Origin of the sequence: Acinetobacter sp. WU_MDCI_Abxd143, from assembly GCF_025514195.1 — a bacterium.
GTDB classification, from domain to species: Bacteria; Pseudomonadota; Gammaproteobacteria; order Pseudomonadales; family Moraxellaceae; genus Acinetobacter; species Acinetobacter pittii_H.
The window spans coordinates 515072-530774 of sequence record NZ_JAHPTH010000002.1 but is presented as its reverse complement, the minus strand read 5'-3'; the positions used below and the strand labels follow the sequence as shown (position 1 = coordinate 530774).

Genomic DNA, 15703 nt, shown 5'->3' with positions numbered 1-15703 from the left:
TTTAAGGAATAATGTCAGGATTCTGGATGATGATTTCATGCCATAGCGGAAGTAACGGTGAGTTGATTTGTACACAGTACATATAAAAACCACCTGTAATAATTACTGCGCCTAATAAGCCGAAAATTTTAAGTATAGTTTTTAACTTGCTGACATAGCTTAAGTACCACATTAGCGCAAGGAATGCTCCAATAATCATGCCGCCAATATGCGCGGCATTATTAATACCCGTTGCGACAAAACCAAAAACAAGGTTGATGGCCATAATCATTAATAATGCTTTTTTATCGAGTATGTAGGCTTGATGCGGAAGTGGTGGAAATAAAGAAAGAACGGTTAAGGCAGCACCTAATCCCATCACGGCACCCGAAGCGCCTGCACTGACATGCGGAAGTAAGCTCTGATCAAAATTTTGCAGTAATTCATGCCCATTTTGAATAGTCATATAACTACTTAAAAGACTACCGAATAAGCCAGCAAGTAAATACATGCCTATAAAATAGAAGCGGCCAAATAGCGACTCAGCAACATTACCGAAAATATAGAGGGCCCACATGTTAAGCATGAGGTGAACAAGACCAAAATGAAAAAACATGCTGGTAAATAGGCGTTCGGGCTGCCCAGTAAAAGTAAGTGGTGTAAAATCTGCACCCCAATGAATAGCATCTTTCATGGCTGGGTCGCTAATATCGACACCAGTTGCAATTTGCCAGACAAACAAACCTACATTAATCAAGATCAATAAGGCGGTCAGCCACCAAGTTTGTACATTGAGTTTACGATTAATGTGCGGAGGCTGATATTGAGTCATGCTATGCTTTTGTTATATATGAACATGCTTAACAGCTTAACATGAAAAAAGTTGAATACAGGAGATCAGGACGAACATGAAAGCTTTTATTGTTCGCGTGTTGTTAATTTTTATTGGGGCAATTCTCCTTATTCAACTTTGGATTTTCTCAAGTTTGGTTTGGTGGCGTACACATGAAGTGGATACCACTATGTTTATGCGATTAGATTATTGGACAGATACCTCAGAGCCGATTATTCATGAATGGCTTGAATATGATGATATTAGTGACAATTTCAAACATGCGATTTTAGCAGGAGAAGACGCAAAGTTTATTTATCATCATGGCTTTGATTGGGATGGTATTCGTTTTGCTCTAGAGCGCAATAATGAAAAAGGTGAAGTGGTTGCAGGTGGATCTACTGTGTCTCAGCAACTTGCAAAGAACTTGTTTTTATACAACAAGCGTTCGTTTATTCGTAAAGGCCAAGAAACTATCGCAACATGGATGATGGAGCGGATGTGGTCAAAACGCCGAATTCTTGAGGTGTATATGAACTCCGTTGAATTTGGCAAAAATCGCTATGGTGTAGAAGCAGCCGCACAATATTACTATGGTAAAAGTGCGAGAAGCTTAACACGTGAACAAGCTGCTTTTTTAGCCGCGTTATTGCCAGATCCGAAATATTACCAAGATCACCGCAACGATCGTAAACTACAATATAGAAAACGCGTTATTTTACGTTATATGAATAGCACCCAGATTCCTGAATAATGATGTTTAAAGATGTGTTAATTTTTTAGTTTTTACCAAATTGTCATATTTTTGCAGCATACTGTTTTATAGAGATTTTGGCTGGATAGAGAATTGAGTTAGACATGAATACAGCGATTACACCAACGACCCCAACAGAATATAGTTATAATGACCGTTATATAAATCGTGAATTGTCTATTCTTGACTTCCATTTGCGTGTATTGGAGCAAGCGGTAGACCCTTTACATCCATTACTTGAGCGAATGAATTTCTTGCTCATTTTTTCACGTAATCTCGATGAATTCTTTGAAATTCGTGTTGCGGGGGTAATGGAACAATTTTCTCTAGGCAATGAAAGTCGTAGCCCTGATGGATTGACGCCACGACAAGTTCTACAAAAAATCTCTGAAACTGCTCATGCTGCGATTGAACGTCAATATCGTATTTTAAATGAAGAAATCTTACCTAAGTTACGTGAAGAAGATATTTGCTTCCTCCGTCGTGGTGAGTTAACGCCAGCACAGTCGGCATGGATTAAGAAATATTTTCAAGAGCAAGTTGCACCTGTATTAACGCCAATTAGCTTAGATCCAGCGCATCCATTCCCACGTCTCGTCAATAAAAGTTTGAACTTTATTGTGACCTTAGAAGGTAAAGATGCTTTCGGTCGTCAAATTGATTTAGCCGTGGTACCAGCACCGCGTTCATTACCTCGCGTGGTTCGACTGCCAGATGAGTTAACAGGTGGTAAAGAACATCACGTTATGCTATCAGCCATTATTCATGAGCATGTGTCAGATTTATTCCCTGGAATGACTGCAACTGGATGTTACCAATTCCGTGTTACACGTAATGCTGACTTAGCATTAAATGAAGATGTTGAAGATTTAGCAAAAGCTTTAAAAGGTGAATTAAGTTCTCGACGTTTTGGTCGTGCGGTTCGCTTAGAAGTAACTCATAACTGTCCACAGCATATTTATGAGTATTTATTGGAAGAATTTGATTTGACCGATGAGCAGTTATACAAAGTTGATGGACCTGTAAACTTAGCTCGTCTGGTTTCAAATTTTAAACGCCCTCATTTGCGTTATGACTCGCATACGCCGGTTGTGCCTAAAGTGTTTAAAAAGACCGAGAACATTTTCTCTGCAATGCAGAAGCAAGACATTTTGCTTCATCATCCTTTTGAATCTTTCGCACCCGTGATTCAGCTACTTCGTGAAGCTGCTCGCGATCCACAAGTATTGGCAATTAAGCAGACGCTTTACCGTAGTGGTGCTGACTCTGAAATTGTACAGATTTTGGCAGAAGCTGCGCGTAATGGAAAAGAAGTGACTGCAGTGATTGAATTACGTGCACGTTTTGATGAAGAGTCCAATATTGAAGTCGCTAACGTTTTACAAGAAGCGGGGGCTGTCGTTGTTTACGGTATCGTAGGTTATAAAACTCACGCCAAAATGATTATGGTCGTACGCCGTGAAAACAACAAACTGGTGCGTTATGTTCATTTAGGAACGGGTAACTACCATGCGATGAATGCTCGAATTTATACAGACTATGGTCTCATGACGACTGATAAGGACCTGTGTGAAGACGTGCACCGCATATTCCAAGAACTCACAGGTATGGGCAAAATGGCGAAATTGAAAAAGCTATTACATGCGCCATTTACCTTACATGCTCAGCTCATCAACTTCATTGATGAAGAAATTGCTAATGCTAAGGCTGGGCGTAAAGCTCAAATTATTGTGAAAGTGAATGCCTTAACGGAAGTTCAATTGATCAATAAATTATATGAAGCATCTCAAGCAGGTGTTCAGATTGACCTGATTATTCGTTCTATTTGCTGTTTACGTCCAGGTTTACCGAACCTGTCGGAAAATATTCGTGTACGCTCAATTGTAGGACGTTTCCTTGAGCATACTCGTGTTTATTACTTCAGCAATAATGGTGATGCACGTATTTACTGCTCAAGCGCAGACTGGATGGATCGTAATTTATTTAACCGTGTTGAAGCATGTTTCCCTGTTGAAGATCCTGCATTGAAAAAGCGTATTTATCAACAAGGACTTGTGAACTATTTGCAAGATAACCAGCAAGCTTGGTTGTTACAGTCAGATGGTACTTGGGTACGTGCTGAGCCAGCAGAGGGTGAAAAACTACATAATGCTCAAAGGGCACTATTAGAAATTATTAAATAATGAACTTTTAACTCTCATTAAAAAGCCGACATTTTGTCGGCTTTTTAATTCTTTGAAATTCAAAGTAATTTCGTTAGTTTTTCTAAATGGTTGTTGGGTAAGCGATAATAATTTGAAGCACGGCAAGATGTTTTTAAAATATGTGATTTTTAGCATAAAACATTGAATTTTAAAAATATACAAATCATGTGAAATCTACTTTAATACGCCGCATTAAATATACTTAACTTTGGTAAATGAATAAGATGCAATGCTTTATTAGAAGTTTACTTTTTAAAATACTTTTGGGGATAATGCCAGTGACCGCTTACGCAGATCAGAAGTGTTATGGAGATATCATCGTCTTTCAAAGTTTTAATGACCAAGCCATATATCCTTATTTTGCGCCTGTTTCCAATGATAAAACTAAAAAGAGTGAGGTAAGGAATAAAACAATAATCATCCAAAAAAGAAAACAAAAGCAAGATGAGTTTTTAGCGCAAAAGAAAAATGAGGAAGTTCACACAAAAAAAGTAGAAGAAAAGAAAAATTCTGAAAATAAAAAACAACTTGATGCTGCGATCGCTAAAGAAATTTTAGAAAATGGTGAAAAAAAGTGGATGGTTCAGGTTGCATTAGCAGCTAATCAAAATAAAGCAAATCGGGTTCAATCTCAGCTTGAAGCAAAAGGCTATAAGGTCGTGACTAGTTCAACCACTAAAGGAATACGCATCATGATAGACCCAGCCAATGACTATGCTATCGCACAAATTATTAGAGAAAAAATTATTGCCGATAATAGTTTGAATATGCCGTCTGCTTGGGTGTTTAAGTGGGCATCGCTTACAGCTCAGTAAAACAAAAAGGAGTCCGAAGACTCCTTTTTTTTATTCATGTAGGTTTGTCGTGATTTTCTGCATAATTTGCAGTAACACGTCGAATTCACTTTGTAGAGGTGTGCTTTTACGAGTGACTAGCGCTAAAGTGCGACTCGGGGCATCTTCAATTGGTTTTGCAGTAATTTGATCATTAAACTTGATCATACTGTTATCAATTGCAATTTCTGGTAAAAGCGTGAAGCCTAAATCAGAAGAAACCATTTCAACCAAAGTTGGTAAAGAGCTTGCTTTTAAACGGTTATCGTTTTTACGTTCACCGATAGGGCATGCACTTAAAACGTGGTCACGTAAACAGTGGCCTTCTTCAAGCAAAATTAATCTTGATAAATCAAGATCATCTAGAGAGTTTGCTTGCAAAGCATTTGTATCTTGCTTACTACATACAAGGTACAAATTTTCTTTCGAGATTTCAGCGACTTTTAGGCCTCTAGTATCAAACGGTAGAGCAAGAACAATCATGTCTAGATTACCGTGCTCTAGACGCTCTACAATTTTTTCACTTTGAGCTTCATGCAGATGCAACTGAATTTTAGGTAACTGTTGATGTACTTCATCAAGTAACCGTGTCAGGATAAAAGGTGCAATGGTTGGGATAACGCCCAAATGCAAATCACCTGTTAACGGTTCACTCATTTCACGGCTCAATCGCATTAAATCTTGAGCATCTGCTAGTAATACACGGGCACGAGCAACAACTTGTTCACCCAATGGTGTTAAACGCACATTCTGACGGTCACGCTCTACCAGAACGCCACCTAACAATCGTTCAAGCTCCATGATGCCGCCTGATAACGTCGATTGCGTGACAAAAGAGCGGCGTGCTGCTTCAGTAAAATGCAAAGTTTCCGACAACGTAACTAAATATGATAGCTGTCTTAGTGAGGGTAATGCAGCCATAGTGTCCTAGTATGATGATTTAAAATGATGCGCAAATAAACCGCTAAGCTGTGGAATAAAATGTGCAGGGATATCATGCCCCATTCCATCAATTAATTCAAACTTAGCACCGGAAATTGCTTTTGCTACAGCCTTACCATGACTAGGTGGAAGTAAGCGATCACGAGAGCCATGTAAGACTAACGCAGGTTGCTTAATTTCACGGTCCAGTTGAAGTAAGGAGCCTGTACATAATATTGCTAAAAACTGTTGAAGTACACCAGCAGGATAATAGCTACGTTGATAAAGTTTGCGTGCAGTTTGCATTGCTTCAATCTGGTTGACGTAACCAGGTGAGCCAATCAATTGAAATAATTTTAAACTGTGATTAACAATACCATCTTCGTCACGTGACTCGGGCTTGCCAATTAAACTCAAAAGTTGTTTCGGAAAAGGAGGGGGTAAAAAAGGCTGATTATTACTGGTAAACATGAGCCCCAGTTTCTCAACCTTTTCAGGATATTTTGCTGCAAGAATTTGAGCAATCATACCGCCCATTGATGCACCAATGACATGTGTTTTAGTCACACCTAAACGGTCAATGAGCATTGATACGTCATCTGCCATATCATGCAGTGTATAGGGTGCGCCTTGATTACTTAGTCCGAGCGCAAAGCGACCCATTAATTTAACCGTATTTAACCGTTTACCTTCATGACGTACTTTTGAAGAAAGGCCAATATCACGGTTATCAAAACGAATAACACGAAAACCTTGATCAATGAGTGATTTACAGAAGAAATCCGGCCAGAAAAGCATTTGAGCCCCAAGCCCCATAATGAGCAAAATGGTTGGATGTTCCGGTTTTCCACCAACTTCTACATGCAGCTCAATACCATTGCCTAAGTTGACTTTGGTCTCTTGCATGAAAGATGTATACGGCGAAACGTTAAACTGTAAGGCGCTATTCATGTTATTCATTCCTTAAAGGAATACTCACAAAAGAATATTCCTGATTCAAACCTTATGCTTGGGCTGGAATAAGATCTGGAACAAGCTTTGTTAAAGTTAAGCGTTGTTTACCTGCTGTTGCACCTAACAATACGAAACCACGCAATGTTCCTTCATTGTCAATTGCTTTAGCAAGCATACCATCGTCGAACTCTTCTGTTTCCCAGTTCACTTCTACATCAACTGGAGCTGGTAGCACTGTAAGTGGAGCAGCCGGTGTTTTTACTGCTACTGGCATAGCTGGGTAATGCACGGCAGTTTGTTGTCCACTGAGGGTTTTAGCAAGAGCACGAGCCTGTTGCATAATCGGCATTACATATGGAAGTAGGGTGCCATTTACTTCTGCACAATCGCCAATCGCATAAATGTCGGCTTGATTTGTTTCAAGTAAACTATTGGTAATAATGCCACGGCTTGTTTGAATATCTGCGCTTTTAGCAAGTGAAATATTTGGCTGTAATCCAATGGCTGAAAGAACGATGTCAGCAACTAAAGTTTGGCCGTTCGCGAGCGTAACTGCATAATCTTCGCCATTATTAATTTTGCTGACTTTTTCAACGGTTGTACCTAACGCAAATTTAACACCAGCTTCTTCGAGGTTTTGCTGGAATGCAGAAGCAATATGGCTTGGCAATAAGCGACCTAATGGTTGAGGCGCTAAATCAATAACAGTAATGTCATATTCACTGTGAAGTAAGTCATTGGCGAATTCACAACCAATTAAACCGGCACCCAAAATAACAACACGTTTGTCTTTGCGTTGAGCTAGATTTTCACGGAAAGCACGGTAATCAATTAGCGAGTTCACGACATGAATGTCATCACTACCATCGCCTGCAATTGCAAGACGAATTGGGTTAGCACCAACCGCTAAAATCAGTTTTGAATAGGGTTGATTCGAAGTTACCCCATCTTTCTCAAGAATAAGCTCATGACGTTCAGCTAAAATTTCTTTTACAAAAGTGAAAGGCTCAATACGCATATTGAGTTGGGTACCCATTTTAGCAGCATCACCTAAAGCAATCTGTTCAGGTGCTTTTTTGCCTGCAAATGCATTTGATAATGTTGGCTTTGCATAATTCACTGCATCATCCGCACAAATCATCACAAGTTCTTGCTCTGGGCTAAGCTTACGAAACTCACGTGCTAAGGTATAACCCGCCATGCCTGATCCGATAATGACGATAGGATGCATTTTTCTCTCCAGAGTTAGAATTGTTTATTTAATACGGTGATTGGGAATATTCGTAAAAAAGACCATGTCAATCATGGCCTTTTGCTTTAAATCATTAGATTTCGATCATTTCGAAGTCAGCTTTTGAAACGCCGCAATCAGGGCAAGTCCAGTCATCAGGGATATCTTCCCATTTTGTTCCAGCTGCAATGCCGTCTTGTGGCCAACCTTCTGCTTCATCGTAAATCCATCCACAAACGATACATTGATATTTTTTCATGAGACTCTCCGCACTGATAAGTTTGCTCAAAGCTGCCTTTCAGTAAAACTATTCCATCTATTAATAATGTAACCACGATCCGGTCAATAATAACCAATGTGCCTTTGATCGGATATCAAATTTTTACGCAGTTCTACATTTAATGTAAAGCAAATAACGGAGTTTAATCATTCGTAAGCAAAGATGAATGGCAGGTTAGGACAAATAAGTGGTTTTTTAGGCAAAACTTGAGCATAAACTAATAATAACTAATATATTCTTAACGTTAATTTTAAACTTAATGTTGTTCATGAAATTATTGAGAAATAAAAAGTGTTTATTCATTTAAAACATTTATATAATAAGAAAGCTAAATAACAACAAATAAAGAATCAACAGATGTCATCATTAAACACGAAAATTAAAAGTCGACATCATAAAACGGCATAAATCAGGGAAGTAAAATATGGAAAATTTAGAATATGAAGTAGAGATTGAAGCCCCTATAGAGAAAGTATGGGAATTACTTTGGAATAGCGAGACATATAATGCTTGGACAAAATTTTTTGCCCCAGATTCCTCAATGCGTACCGATTGGCAAATTGGTGGTAAAACTTATTTCTTAGATGGCGAAGGCAATGGCATGGTTTCCACTATTGAAGAATTGAAAAAGCCAGAAATCTTGATTTTTAAACATTTAGGAATGATTAAGGATGGTAAGGAAGATTTAGAAAGTGAAGAAGTTAAAGGCTGGAGTGGTTCATTAGAAAAATATTTTTTGAGTCAGCACGATAATGTAACTACTTTAAAAGTCGAATTAGCCACCTTACCTGAATATATGGGTATGTTGAAAAGTGGCTTCGTTCAAGGATTTGATGTAATCAAGAAGTTAGCAGAAGAAAAATAGGCAATCTGCATTAATTTAAGCCAAATATTTTTTATAAATTTTCATAATCAAATCATTGATACGAGAAGGATAGGCCAAGCGATGATGTCCACCTTCAAATGTTTCAATATTCATGTAGGGTGCAAGTTTTTGTTGTACCTGATACATATCAAGTTGCTCATCTCCTAATTCTAAATAGGCCATTTTAGGATTAGAAAGGGTGAGCTCCTCTTCTGATAGTTGAGGGTAGTCAGGTCGAAAACTCGGCGTAAGACTTGGGTTGGCCACAATCACAGCTAATTTATGTTGAGCGGCGGTTTTTAAGGCCCAATAACCTCCAAGGCTGTGGCCAACCAGTAAATCCGGTTTGATGGTTTGAATAGCCTGATGATAAAAGTACTCAACAGATGCATAACTTAAGTTACGATAATCAACATCAATACAAAACTTATGTGGATGCAAAATGGCGTGGAACTTTGTCGATTCACGAGAAGAATCCAAGCCATGTAAAAATAGAATTTTCATTATTTACGACACAATCTCATTGATAAAATAAAAGGCAAATAAGGCCTTTGAATATCGAGGTTATTTGGATTTTTTTATATTTTACTAAATGCTTTAAAAAATGATCTTAGCGATTGGTCTAAGTCTATTTTGCCTTTAAAAAGTACTGCTCGTTTCCATAAATTGTCTTTTTTCATTTTTGTTTGATTGAAATCATTCGAAAAACTCCTGCAATCTGTTAAGCTATGCCACTTCATTTTTACTTAATCGAGGCAGAGATGACGCAACAAAACGCTCAATCGACTTCTGAACCAACTATTTCCGAAAACGATTTAATTGCACAGCGTCATGCCAAATTAAAGCAAATCCAAGATGTTGCAAAGGAAACTGGAAAGAGTCCTTGGCCAAATACTTTTAAGCGTGAACATTACGCAGCTGATCTACAAGAACAATTTAAAGATCAGTCGAAAGAACAAATTGAAAGCGCTGAGCATGTCTATGTAAAAGTGGCTGGCCGTGTCATGTTAAACCGTGGTTCTTTCATGGTAATCCAAGATATGACAGGTCGTATTCAGTTATATGTTGACCGTAAAGGTTTACCAAAAGATATTCTTGAGACCATTAAAGGTTTAGATCTTGGTGACATCATTGCTGCCGAAGGTTATATCGGACGTTCAGGCAAAGGGGACTTATATGTTCACCTTGAAGGTTTTGAATTGCTTACAAAATCTCTTCGTCCGTTACCAGATAAATTTCATGGCTTAAATGACACAGAAGTTAAGTACCGTAAACGTTACCTTGACTTAATTGTGAATGAAGAAACACGTAAAACTTTTGAAATCCGTGCCAAAGTTGTTGCAGGTATCCGAGCATTTTTAAACAACGAACGTTTCATGGAAGTTGAAACGCCAATGATGCATGTGATTCCGGGTGGTGCTTCTGCTCGTCCATTCGAAACACATCACAATGCTTTGGATATGCCTTTATTCTTACGTATTGCACCTGAACTTTATTTGAAGCGTTTAGTGGTTGGTGGTTTTGAGCGTGTTTTTGAAATTAACCGTAACTTCCGTAATGAAGGGGTGTCAACACGTCACAACCCTGAATTCACAATGATCGAGTTTTATCAGGCATATGCTGATTATAAAGACTTAATGGCATTGACTGAAAATATGCTTGAAAAGTTGGCTTTGGATATTCTAGGTACAACTGATGTTCCTTACCAAGGTGAAGTGTTTAGCTTCAAAGGACCATTCAAGAAAATCTCTATGTTCGATGCGATTTTAGAGAATAACCCACAGTTCACACCGGAAAATGTAGGTGATCGCGAGTTTCTTGCAAAATTTATTCGTGAAGAGTTGAAAGAAGAGGTTAAGCCTGGTTTTGGTTTAGGTAAGCTTCAAACGATTGTATTCGAAGAAACTGTTGAGACTAAACTTCGTCAGCCAACATTTATTACCGATTATCCAGCGGAAACTTCTCCATTGGCGCGTCGTAATGATGACAATCCACATGTTACAGATCGTTTTGAATTCTTCATCGGTGGTCGTGAATTAGCAAATGGCTTCAGTGAGTTAAATGACCCAATCGATCAAGCTGAGCGTTTCCAAGCTCAGGTAGCGGAAAAAGACGCAGGTGATGATGAAGCAATGCATTATGATGCAGAGTTTGTAGAAGCGCTTGAATATGGTTTACCTCCAACAGCAGGTGAAGGTATCGGTATCGACCGTTTGGTTATGTTATTTGCTGACGCCCCAAGTATCCGTGATGTAATTTTATTCCCGCATATGCGTCGTAAAGAAGGTTAATCTTCTAAGATGCAAAAAGGCAGTATTTATACTGCCTTTTTTATTACTTTTTATATCCAGAAATTTACCTAATTATACTAACCTTAAGATAGCGTTAAAAAATGTAATTGCACAGTTTAACAATTGCAAAGTTGTGATAAAAAATTTAAGGTGTTGCTCATAAATAACTTTGAGAATTGGCTGGCATGTTTCTAAGAAAAACACTTTCGATTGCAATATTGGCAACTGCTTCATCCGCTATTTTTGCACAAGGTTTAGTGCTAAATAATGAAGACTTACGTACCGACTTAAACTGGTTAAATCAACAAGGTGTTATCAGTATTAGCACCTCAACTTGGCCGTTAAGTGGGGATGAAATTCAAAGAGCACTTTCTCAAGCAAAAGTGACGCATCCAGCTCAAAAAAAAGTTATTAATTCAGTACTTAATGCATTAAAAGCAGATAACAATACAGTTAAAGTGGGTGCTTTTGCTGAAACTGATATCAAAAATATTCCTCAAGCATTCGGTGATAATCAAAAAGCTCAATATCAAGGTTCATTAGAGTTCAATGTTGGCGGTGAAAACTGGGATGCTAAAATCCGAGTAAATGCAGAAAAAGATCCACAAATTGATAATGGGCAAGATGTCAATGTTGAAGGCTCATATGTCGCTGGTAAACTTTGGAATCAATGGGTAGTTGCAGGACAAATTCCAACATGGTGGGGACCAGGACACGATGGTAGCTTAATTCGTGGTGATGCGAGTCGACCAGTGTATGGTGTGACTGCACAACGTGCTGTACAAAATGCTTTTGAAACAAAATGGTTGTCTTGGATTGGGCCTTGGCAATATCAAGCATTTGCTGGTCAATTAGATGATTATAAAGCAATTCCAGATGCTAAATTATTAGGTCTACGCATAACTGCACAGCCATTACCATATTTAGAGCTAGGTGCTTCTCGAACTTTACAATGGGGTGGTGAAGGTCGCTCTGAAAGTTGGGATTCTCTATGGAATGCGATCAAGGGTAATGATAATGTTTATGACGCAGCTGAAGATAGATCTAACCAAATCGCAGGTTTTGATGCTCGTTTAAATCTACAATCTCTTATAAATGCACCTGTTGGTATTTATGGTCAATATGTAGGCGAGGATGAAGCTGGACTACTTCCTTCTAAGAAAATGTATTTAGCTGGTGTGGATTATTCATCAAGCTATAATGACATGCCATATCAACTTTATGCGGAATGGGCTGATACACGAACCAATGGTGATGTAAAAGGCATTTCTTATAATCATTACATTTATAAAGATGGTTATTATCAACATGGTTTCCCGTTAGGACACGCGATGGGTGGTGACGGACAAATGTATTCAGTGGGTGGTGATATCCGCTTTGATGTCATGAACCGTTTAAGTGGTCGTGCTATGGTAGTTAAAGTTAACCAATCTAATTTGGCAATCAATAAAGCATTTCCTAAAGATGATGAAATTAAAGCACTTGATTTAACTTGGACACATTTCATCAAACCTGATCTTCCATTAAAAATTAATGGATGGGTAAGTGATTCGGATCTTGAGGGAAATGATGCAGGTGCGTCTATTGGTATTGAAATTCCATTAGAACGTAAAATGTTTGGTTTCTAAGATTAGATCATGTTTTAGAAAAGAGAAGCTATCAAAGCTTCTCTTTTTTTATGGTTTTTAAAGAAATCTAAAGACTAGAACATGATTTGCTTAAGTCGACTACACAAGCTAGGATTACAAAGTTGTATAAGTGAATCAGCATATTACATGTATATGATTAAATCGAATATCAATATGAAAAAACAAGCAAAAGGAATCGGTTTTAAATCACTATAATGCATAACTAATGCTATAAGCCATATAAAGGCTTGTGGTTGGATTATCTATCACGAAAAATTGGAGTTGTTATGGCACTCGTTCCTCCACATGGTCTTCTAGGTGGTGGTTTAATACTACTTCTAGATTTTATGGGCAAAATGGATAGAGAAGGACGTGTTCATGACTGAATCAAGACTCACACATCTCAAGCAACTTGAGGCTGAAAGTATTCACATTATTCGTGAGGTTGCTGCGGAATTTGAAAATCCAGTCATGCTTTACTCGATTGGTAAAGACTCTGCTGTTATGCTTCATCTTGCGTTAAAAGCATTTTATCCAGCTAAACTTCCATTCCCATTATTACATGTAGATACGGGTTGGAAATTTAAAGACATGATCGCGTTTCGCGATAACATGGCAAAAACTCATGGTTTTGACTTAATTGTTCATCAGAACAAAGAAGGCCGTGAAGCTGGGATCAACCCATTTGATCAGGGTAGTTCAAAATATACCGATATTATGAAAACCCAAGCTTTAAAACAGGCTTTGGATAAATATCAATTTGATGCTGCTTTTGGTGGTGCACGTCGTGATGAAGAAAAATCACGTGCAAAAGAGCGTGTGTATTCATTCCGCGATAGCAAACACCGTTGGGACCCGAAAAACCAACGCCCTGAACTTTGGAATCTTTACAATGGTAAAGTGAACAAAGGTGAAAGTATTCGTGTATTCCCTTTATCTAACTGGACTGAGTTAGATATCTGGCAATATATCTATTTAGAAAATATTCAAATCGTTCCTCTTTATTTCTCTGCTGTTCGTCCAGTAGTAGAGCGTAGCGGTACATTAATCATGGTTGATGATGAACGTATGCGTTTAAAAGAAGGTGAAGTTCCACAGATGAAGTCTGTACGTTTCCGTACGCTTGGCTGTTACCCGTTAACTGGTGCAGTTGAGTCTGAAGCAGATACGTTACCTGAAATTATCCAAGAGATGCTTTTAGCCACGAGTTCTGAGCGTCAGGGTCGTATGATTGACCATGATGAAGCGGGCTCAATGGAAAAGAAAAAGCAAGAAGGCTATTTCTAAGACAATTTCTAAATTTGTGGAGTTTGAGCAATGTCTCATCAATCAGAATTAATCAGTCAAGATATCTTGGCCTATTTAAAGCAACATGAACAAAAAGATCTTCTACGCTTTTTGACTTGCGGTAACGTAGATGATGGTAAAAGTACGCTTATTGGGCGTTTACTTTATGATTCAAAATTGATTTATGAAGATCAGTTGCAAGCAGTGACACGTGACAGTAAAAAAGTAGGAACTACGGGTGATGCACCAGATTTGGCATTGCTGGTAGATGGACTGCAAGCGGAACGTGAACAAGGTATTACCATTGACGTAGCTTATCGTTATTTCTCAACAGAAAAACGTAAGTTTATTATTGCGGATACCCCCGGGCATGAACAATATACCCGTAACATGGCAACAGGTGCGTCAACTGCCGACTTGGCAATCATCTTGATTGATGCGCGTTATGGTGTACAAACTCAAACTCGTCGTCATACGTTTATTGCAAGTTTGCTTGGTATTAAGAATATTGTTGTTGCCATTAATAAAATGGACTTAGTTGAGTATTCGCCTGAACGTTTTACTGAAATTCAGATTGAATATGATGCTTTCGTAAGCCAATTGGGTGATCGTCGTCCAGCTAATATTCAGTTTGTACCAATCTCTGCTTTAAATGGCGATAACGTTGTAAATCCATCAGCTCATACGCCTTGGTACAAAGGTCAAACTTTAATGAGTATTCTTGAATCGGTGGAAATTAGTCGTGAATCGAATAAACACGAATTCCGTTTCCCGGTTCAGTATGTAAATCGTCCAAACCTTGATTTCCGTGGTTTTGCGGGTACGATTGCTTTAGGTGAAATCAACGTTGGTGATGAGATTGTTGCACTTCCATCAGGTAAGCGTTCAACAGTTAAAGAAATTGTTACTTTTGATGGAAACCTTGAGCAGGCTGTAGCGGGTCAAGCGGTTACATTGACTCTGAATGATGAAATTGATATTAGCCGTGGTAACGTTTTGGTACGTGCTGGCGAGCAACCATTAATTTCACGTAGTGTTCGTGCTTCAGTGGTATGGATGAATGAACATCCGCTGGTGAAAGGTAAATTGTACAACGTTAAGATTGGTACTCAGACTGTTCCTGCCAAAGTAACTAACATTCACTATCGTGTAAATGTGAATACACTTGAACATACTCATGTGGAAGAGCTTGAGTTAAATGCAATTGCAGATGTTGTCGTTGAGTTCGACGCGCCAGTTGTATTTGATCAATATCAAGATTCTCGTTATACAGGTTCATTCATCTTTATTGACCGCTTAAGCAACGTAACCGTTGGTGCTGGTATGGTTGAGGCTGCTGTTGAATGGACTGCACATAGCAATCCTGTAACAGCTGAAGATCGTGCTGCTCGTTTAGGTCAAAAACCTGCTGTTATTGGTGTTTCTGCACAGTTAATCGAGAAAGCTCAAGTTTTAGAAAGTTTATTGATCCAACAAGGTGTAGTTGCGATTGCAAAAGCCAACTTAACTGTTGAGCAAATTACTTTATTGCGTGAGACAGGTGTTGTAGTTATTACTACGGCTGTGGATGGTACAGATACAGAAGTTACTGCTGAAACTGTTGAAGAGGCAGCTGAAAAAGTTGTGGAATTAGTTCGTCTTTAA

Annotated in this window: 15 protein-coding genes and 1 pseudogene; 9 read left to right on the top strand and 7 right to left on the bottom strand. The window is 38.5% G+C overall.

Annotation, left to right across the window (positions count from 1 at the left end; translation table 11 throughout):
- Position 1: 1 nt before the first annotated feature.
- A complete protein-coding gene (locus KTI79_RS07395; protein WP_032054906.1) occupies positions 2–811 on the bottom strand; it encodes a rhomboid family intramembrane serine protease in 810 nt (269 codons plus the stop codon).
- Between the two features lie 76 nt (positions 812–887).
- Between KTI79_RS07395 and mtgA the strand changes: the two genes are divergently transcribed.
- Both mtgA and ppk1 read left to right on the top strand, forming a co-directional pair.
- Complete coding sequence (mtgA, locus tag KTI79_RS07390) at positions 888–1565, top strand: monofunctional biosynthetic peptidoglycan transglycosylase (protein WP_032054905.1); 678 nt, start codon at positions 888–890, stop codon at positions 1563–1565.
- A 104-nt stretch (positions 1566–1669) separates the two neighbouring features.
- Complete coding sequence (gene ppk1, locus KTI79_RS07385; RefSeq protein WP_032054904.1) at positions 1670–3748, top strand: polyphosphate kinase 1; 2079 nt, start codon at positions 1670–1672, stop codon at positions 3746–3748.
- Between the two features lie 59 nt (positions 3749–3807).
- Here ppk1 and KTI79_RS07380 read toward each other — a convergent pair.
- A pseudogene (locus tag KTI79_RS07380) lies at positions 3808–3936 on the bottom strand (hypothetical protein).
- A gap of 57 nt (positions 3937–3993) precedes the next feature.
- On the opposite strand from KTI79_RS07380, the gene KTI79_RS07375 reads away from it, so the two are divergent.
- Positions 3994–4584, top strand: a complete 591-nt coding sequence (locus KTI79_RS07375; RefSeq protein WP_032054903.1) for an SPOR domain-containing protein — start codon at positions 3994–3996, stop codon at positions 4582–4584.
- Positions 4585–4614: 30 nt separating this feature from the next.
- Here the strand turns inward: KTI79_RS07375 and oxyR are convergent, their stop codons facing one another.
- From oxyR to rubA, 4 genes are all read right to left on the bottom strand, one after another.
- Positions 4615–5523: a LysR family transcriptional regulator OxyR gene (gene oxyR, locus KTI79_RS07370; protein ID WP_005070616.1), complete on the bottom strand. Its 909-nt coding sequence runs from the start codon at positions 5521–5523 to the stop codon at positions 4615–4617.
- Positions 5524–5529: 6 nt separating this feature from the next.
- Positions 5530–6474, bottom strand: a complete 945-nt coding sequence (estB, locus tag KTI79_RS07365; protein WP_016141902.1) for an esterase EstB — start codon at positions 6472–6474, stop codon at positions 5530–5532.
- Between the two features lie 52 nt (positions 6475–6526).
- Positions 6527–7708, bottom strand: a complete 1182-nt coding sequence (gene rubB / locus KTI79_RS07360; protein ID WP_032054902.1) for a rubredoxin reductase RubB — start codon at positions 7706–7708, stop codon at positions 6527–6529.
- Between the two features lie 94 nt (positions 7709–7802).
- Complete coding sequence (gene rubA / locus KTI79_RS07355; RefSeq protein WP_000760495.1) at positions 7803–7967, bottom strand: rubredoxin RubA; 165 nt, start codon at positions 7965–7967, stop codon at positions 7803–7805.
- A 445-nt stretch (positions 7968–8412) separates the two neighbouring features.
- On the opposite strand from rubA, the gene KTI79_RS07350 reads away from it, so the two are divergent.
- On the top strand, positions 8413–8853 hold the full coding sequence (locus KTI79_RS07350) for an SRPBCC family protein (RefSeq protein ID WP_032054901.1): 441 nt from the start codon (positions 8413–8415) through the stop codon (positions 8851–8853).
- A 15-nt stretch (positions 8854–8868) separates the two neighbouring features.
- Here KTI79_RS07350 and KTI79_RS07345 read toward each other — a convergent pair whose 3' ends face one another.
- The gene (locus tag KTI79_RS07345) at positions 8869–9357 is read right to left on the bottom strand and encodes a YqiA/YcfP family alpha/beta fold hydrolase (protein ID WP_032054900.1); all 489 of its coding nucleotides are present in this window, start codon (positions 9355–9357) and stop codon (positions 8869–8871) included.
- 257 nt (positions 9358–9614) lie between these two features.
- Between KTI79_RS07345 and lysS the strand changes: the two genes are divergently transcribed.
- From lysS to cysN, 5 genes are all read left to right on the top strand, one after another.
- Positions 9615–11144, top strand: coding sequence for a lysine--tRNA ligase (lysS, locus tag KTI79_RS07340; RefSeq protein WP_002117806.1), 1530 nt, complete (start codon positions 9615–9617; stop codon positions 11142–11144).
- A gap of 185 nt (positions 11145–11329) precedes the next feature.
- Positions 11330–12772, top strand: coding sequence for a capsule assembly Wzi family protein (locus tag KTI79_RS07335; RefSeq protein WP_086376093.1), 1443 nt, complete (start codon positions 11330–11332; stop codon positions 12770–12772).
- Between the two features lie 254 nt (positions 12773–13026).
- Positions 13027–13158: a hypothetical protein gene (locus KTI79_RS07330; RefSeq protein ID WP_002117520.1), complete on the top strand. Its 132-nt coding sequence runs from the start codon at positions 13027–13029 to the stop codon at positions 13156–13158.
- A complete protein-coding gene (cysD, locus tag KTI79_RS07325) occupies positions 13151–14059 on the top strand; it encodes a sulfate adenylyltransferase subunit CysD (RefSeq protein WP_086376094.1) in 909 nt (302 codons plus the stop codon). The genes KTI79_RS07330 and cysD overlap by 8 nt, the downstream gene beginning before the upstream one ends.
- A gap of 30 nt (positions 14060–14089) precedes the next feature.
- A complete protein-coding gene (gene cysN, locus KTI79_RS07320; RefSeq protein ID WP_032054897.1) occupies positions 14090–15703 on the top strand; it encodes a sulfate adenylyltransferase subunit CysN in 1614 nt (537 codons plus the stop codon).

Coding starts and splice junctions, on each gene's coding strand:
- KTI79_RS07395 (WP_032054906.1), bottom strand. CDS start 811: ATGACTCAATATCAGCCTCCGCACATTAATCGTAAACTCAATGTACAA.
- mtgA (WP_032054905.1), top strand. CDS start 888: ATGAAAGCTTTTATTGTTCGCGTGTTGTTAATTTTTATTGGGGCAATT.
- ppk1 (WP_032054904.1), top strand. CDS start 1,670: ATGAATACAGCGATTACACCAACGACCCCAACAGAATATAGTTATAAT.
- KTI79_RS07375 (WP_032054903.1), top strand. CDS start 3,994: ATGCAATGCTTTATTAGAAGTTTACTTTTTAAAATACTTTTGGGGATA.
- oxyR (WP_005070616.1), bottom strand. CDS start 5,523: ATGGCTGCATTACCCTCACTAAGACAGCTATCATATTTAGTTACGTTG.
- estB (WP_016141902.1), bottom strand. CDS start 6,474: ATGAATAGCGCCTTACAGTTTAACGTTTCGCCGTATACATCTTTCATG.
- rubB (WP_032054902.1), bottom strand. CDS start 7,708: ATGCATCCTATCGTCATTATCGGATCAGGCATGGCGGGTTATACCTTA.
- rubA (WP_000760495.1), bottom strand. CDS start 7,967: ATGAAAAAATATCAATGTATCGTTTGTGGATGGATTTACGATGAAGCA.
- KTI79_RS07350 (WP_032054901.1), top strand. CDS start 8,413: ATGGAAAATTTAGAATATGAAGTAGAGATTGAAGCCCCTATAGAGAAA.
- KTI79_RS07345 (WP_032054900.1), bottom strand. CDS start 9,357: ATGAAAATTCTATTTTTACATGGCTTGGATTCTTCTCGTGAATCGACA.
- lysS (WP_002117806.1), top strand. CDS start 9,615: ATGACGCAACAAAACGCTCAATCGACTTCTGAACCAACTATTTCCGAA.
- KTI79_RS07335 (WP_086376093.1), top strand. CDS start 11,330: ATGTTTCTAAGAAAAACACTTTCGATTGCAATATTGGCAACTGCTTCA.
- cysD (WP_086376094.1), top strand. CDS start 13,151: ATGACTGAATCAAGACTCACACATCTCAAGCAACTTGAGGCTGAAAGT.
- cysN (WP_032054897.1), top strand. CDS start 14,090: ATGTCTCATCAATCAGAATTAATCAGTCAAGATATCTTGGCCTATTTA.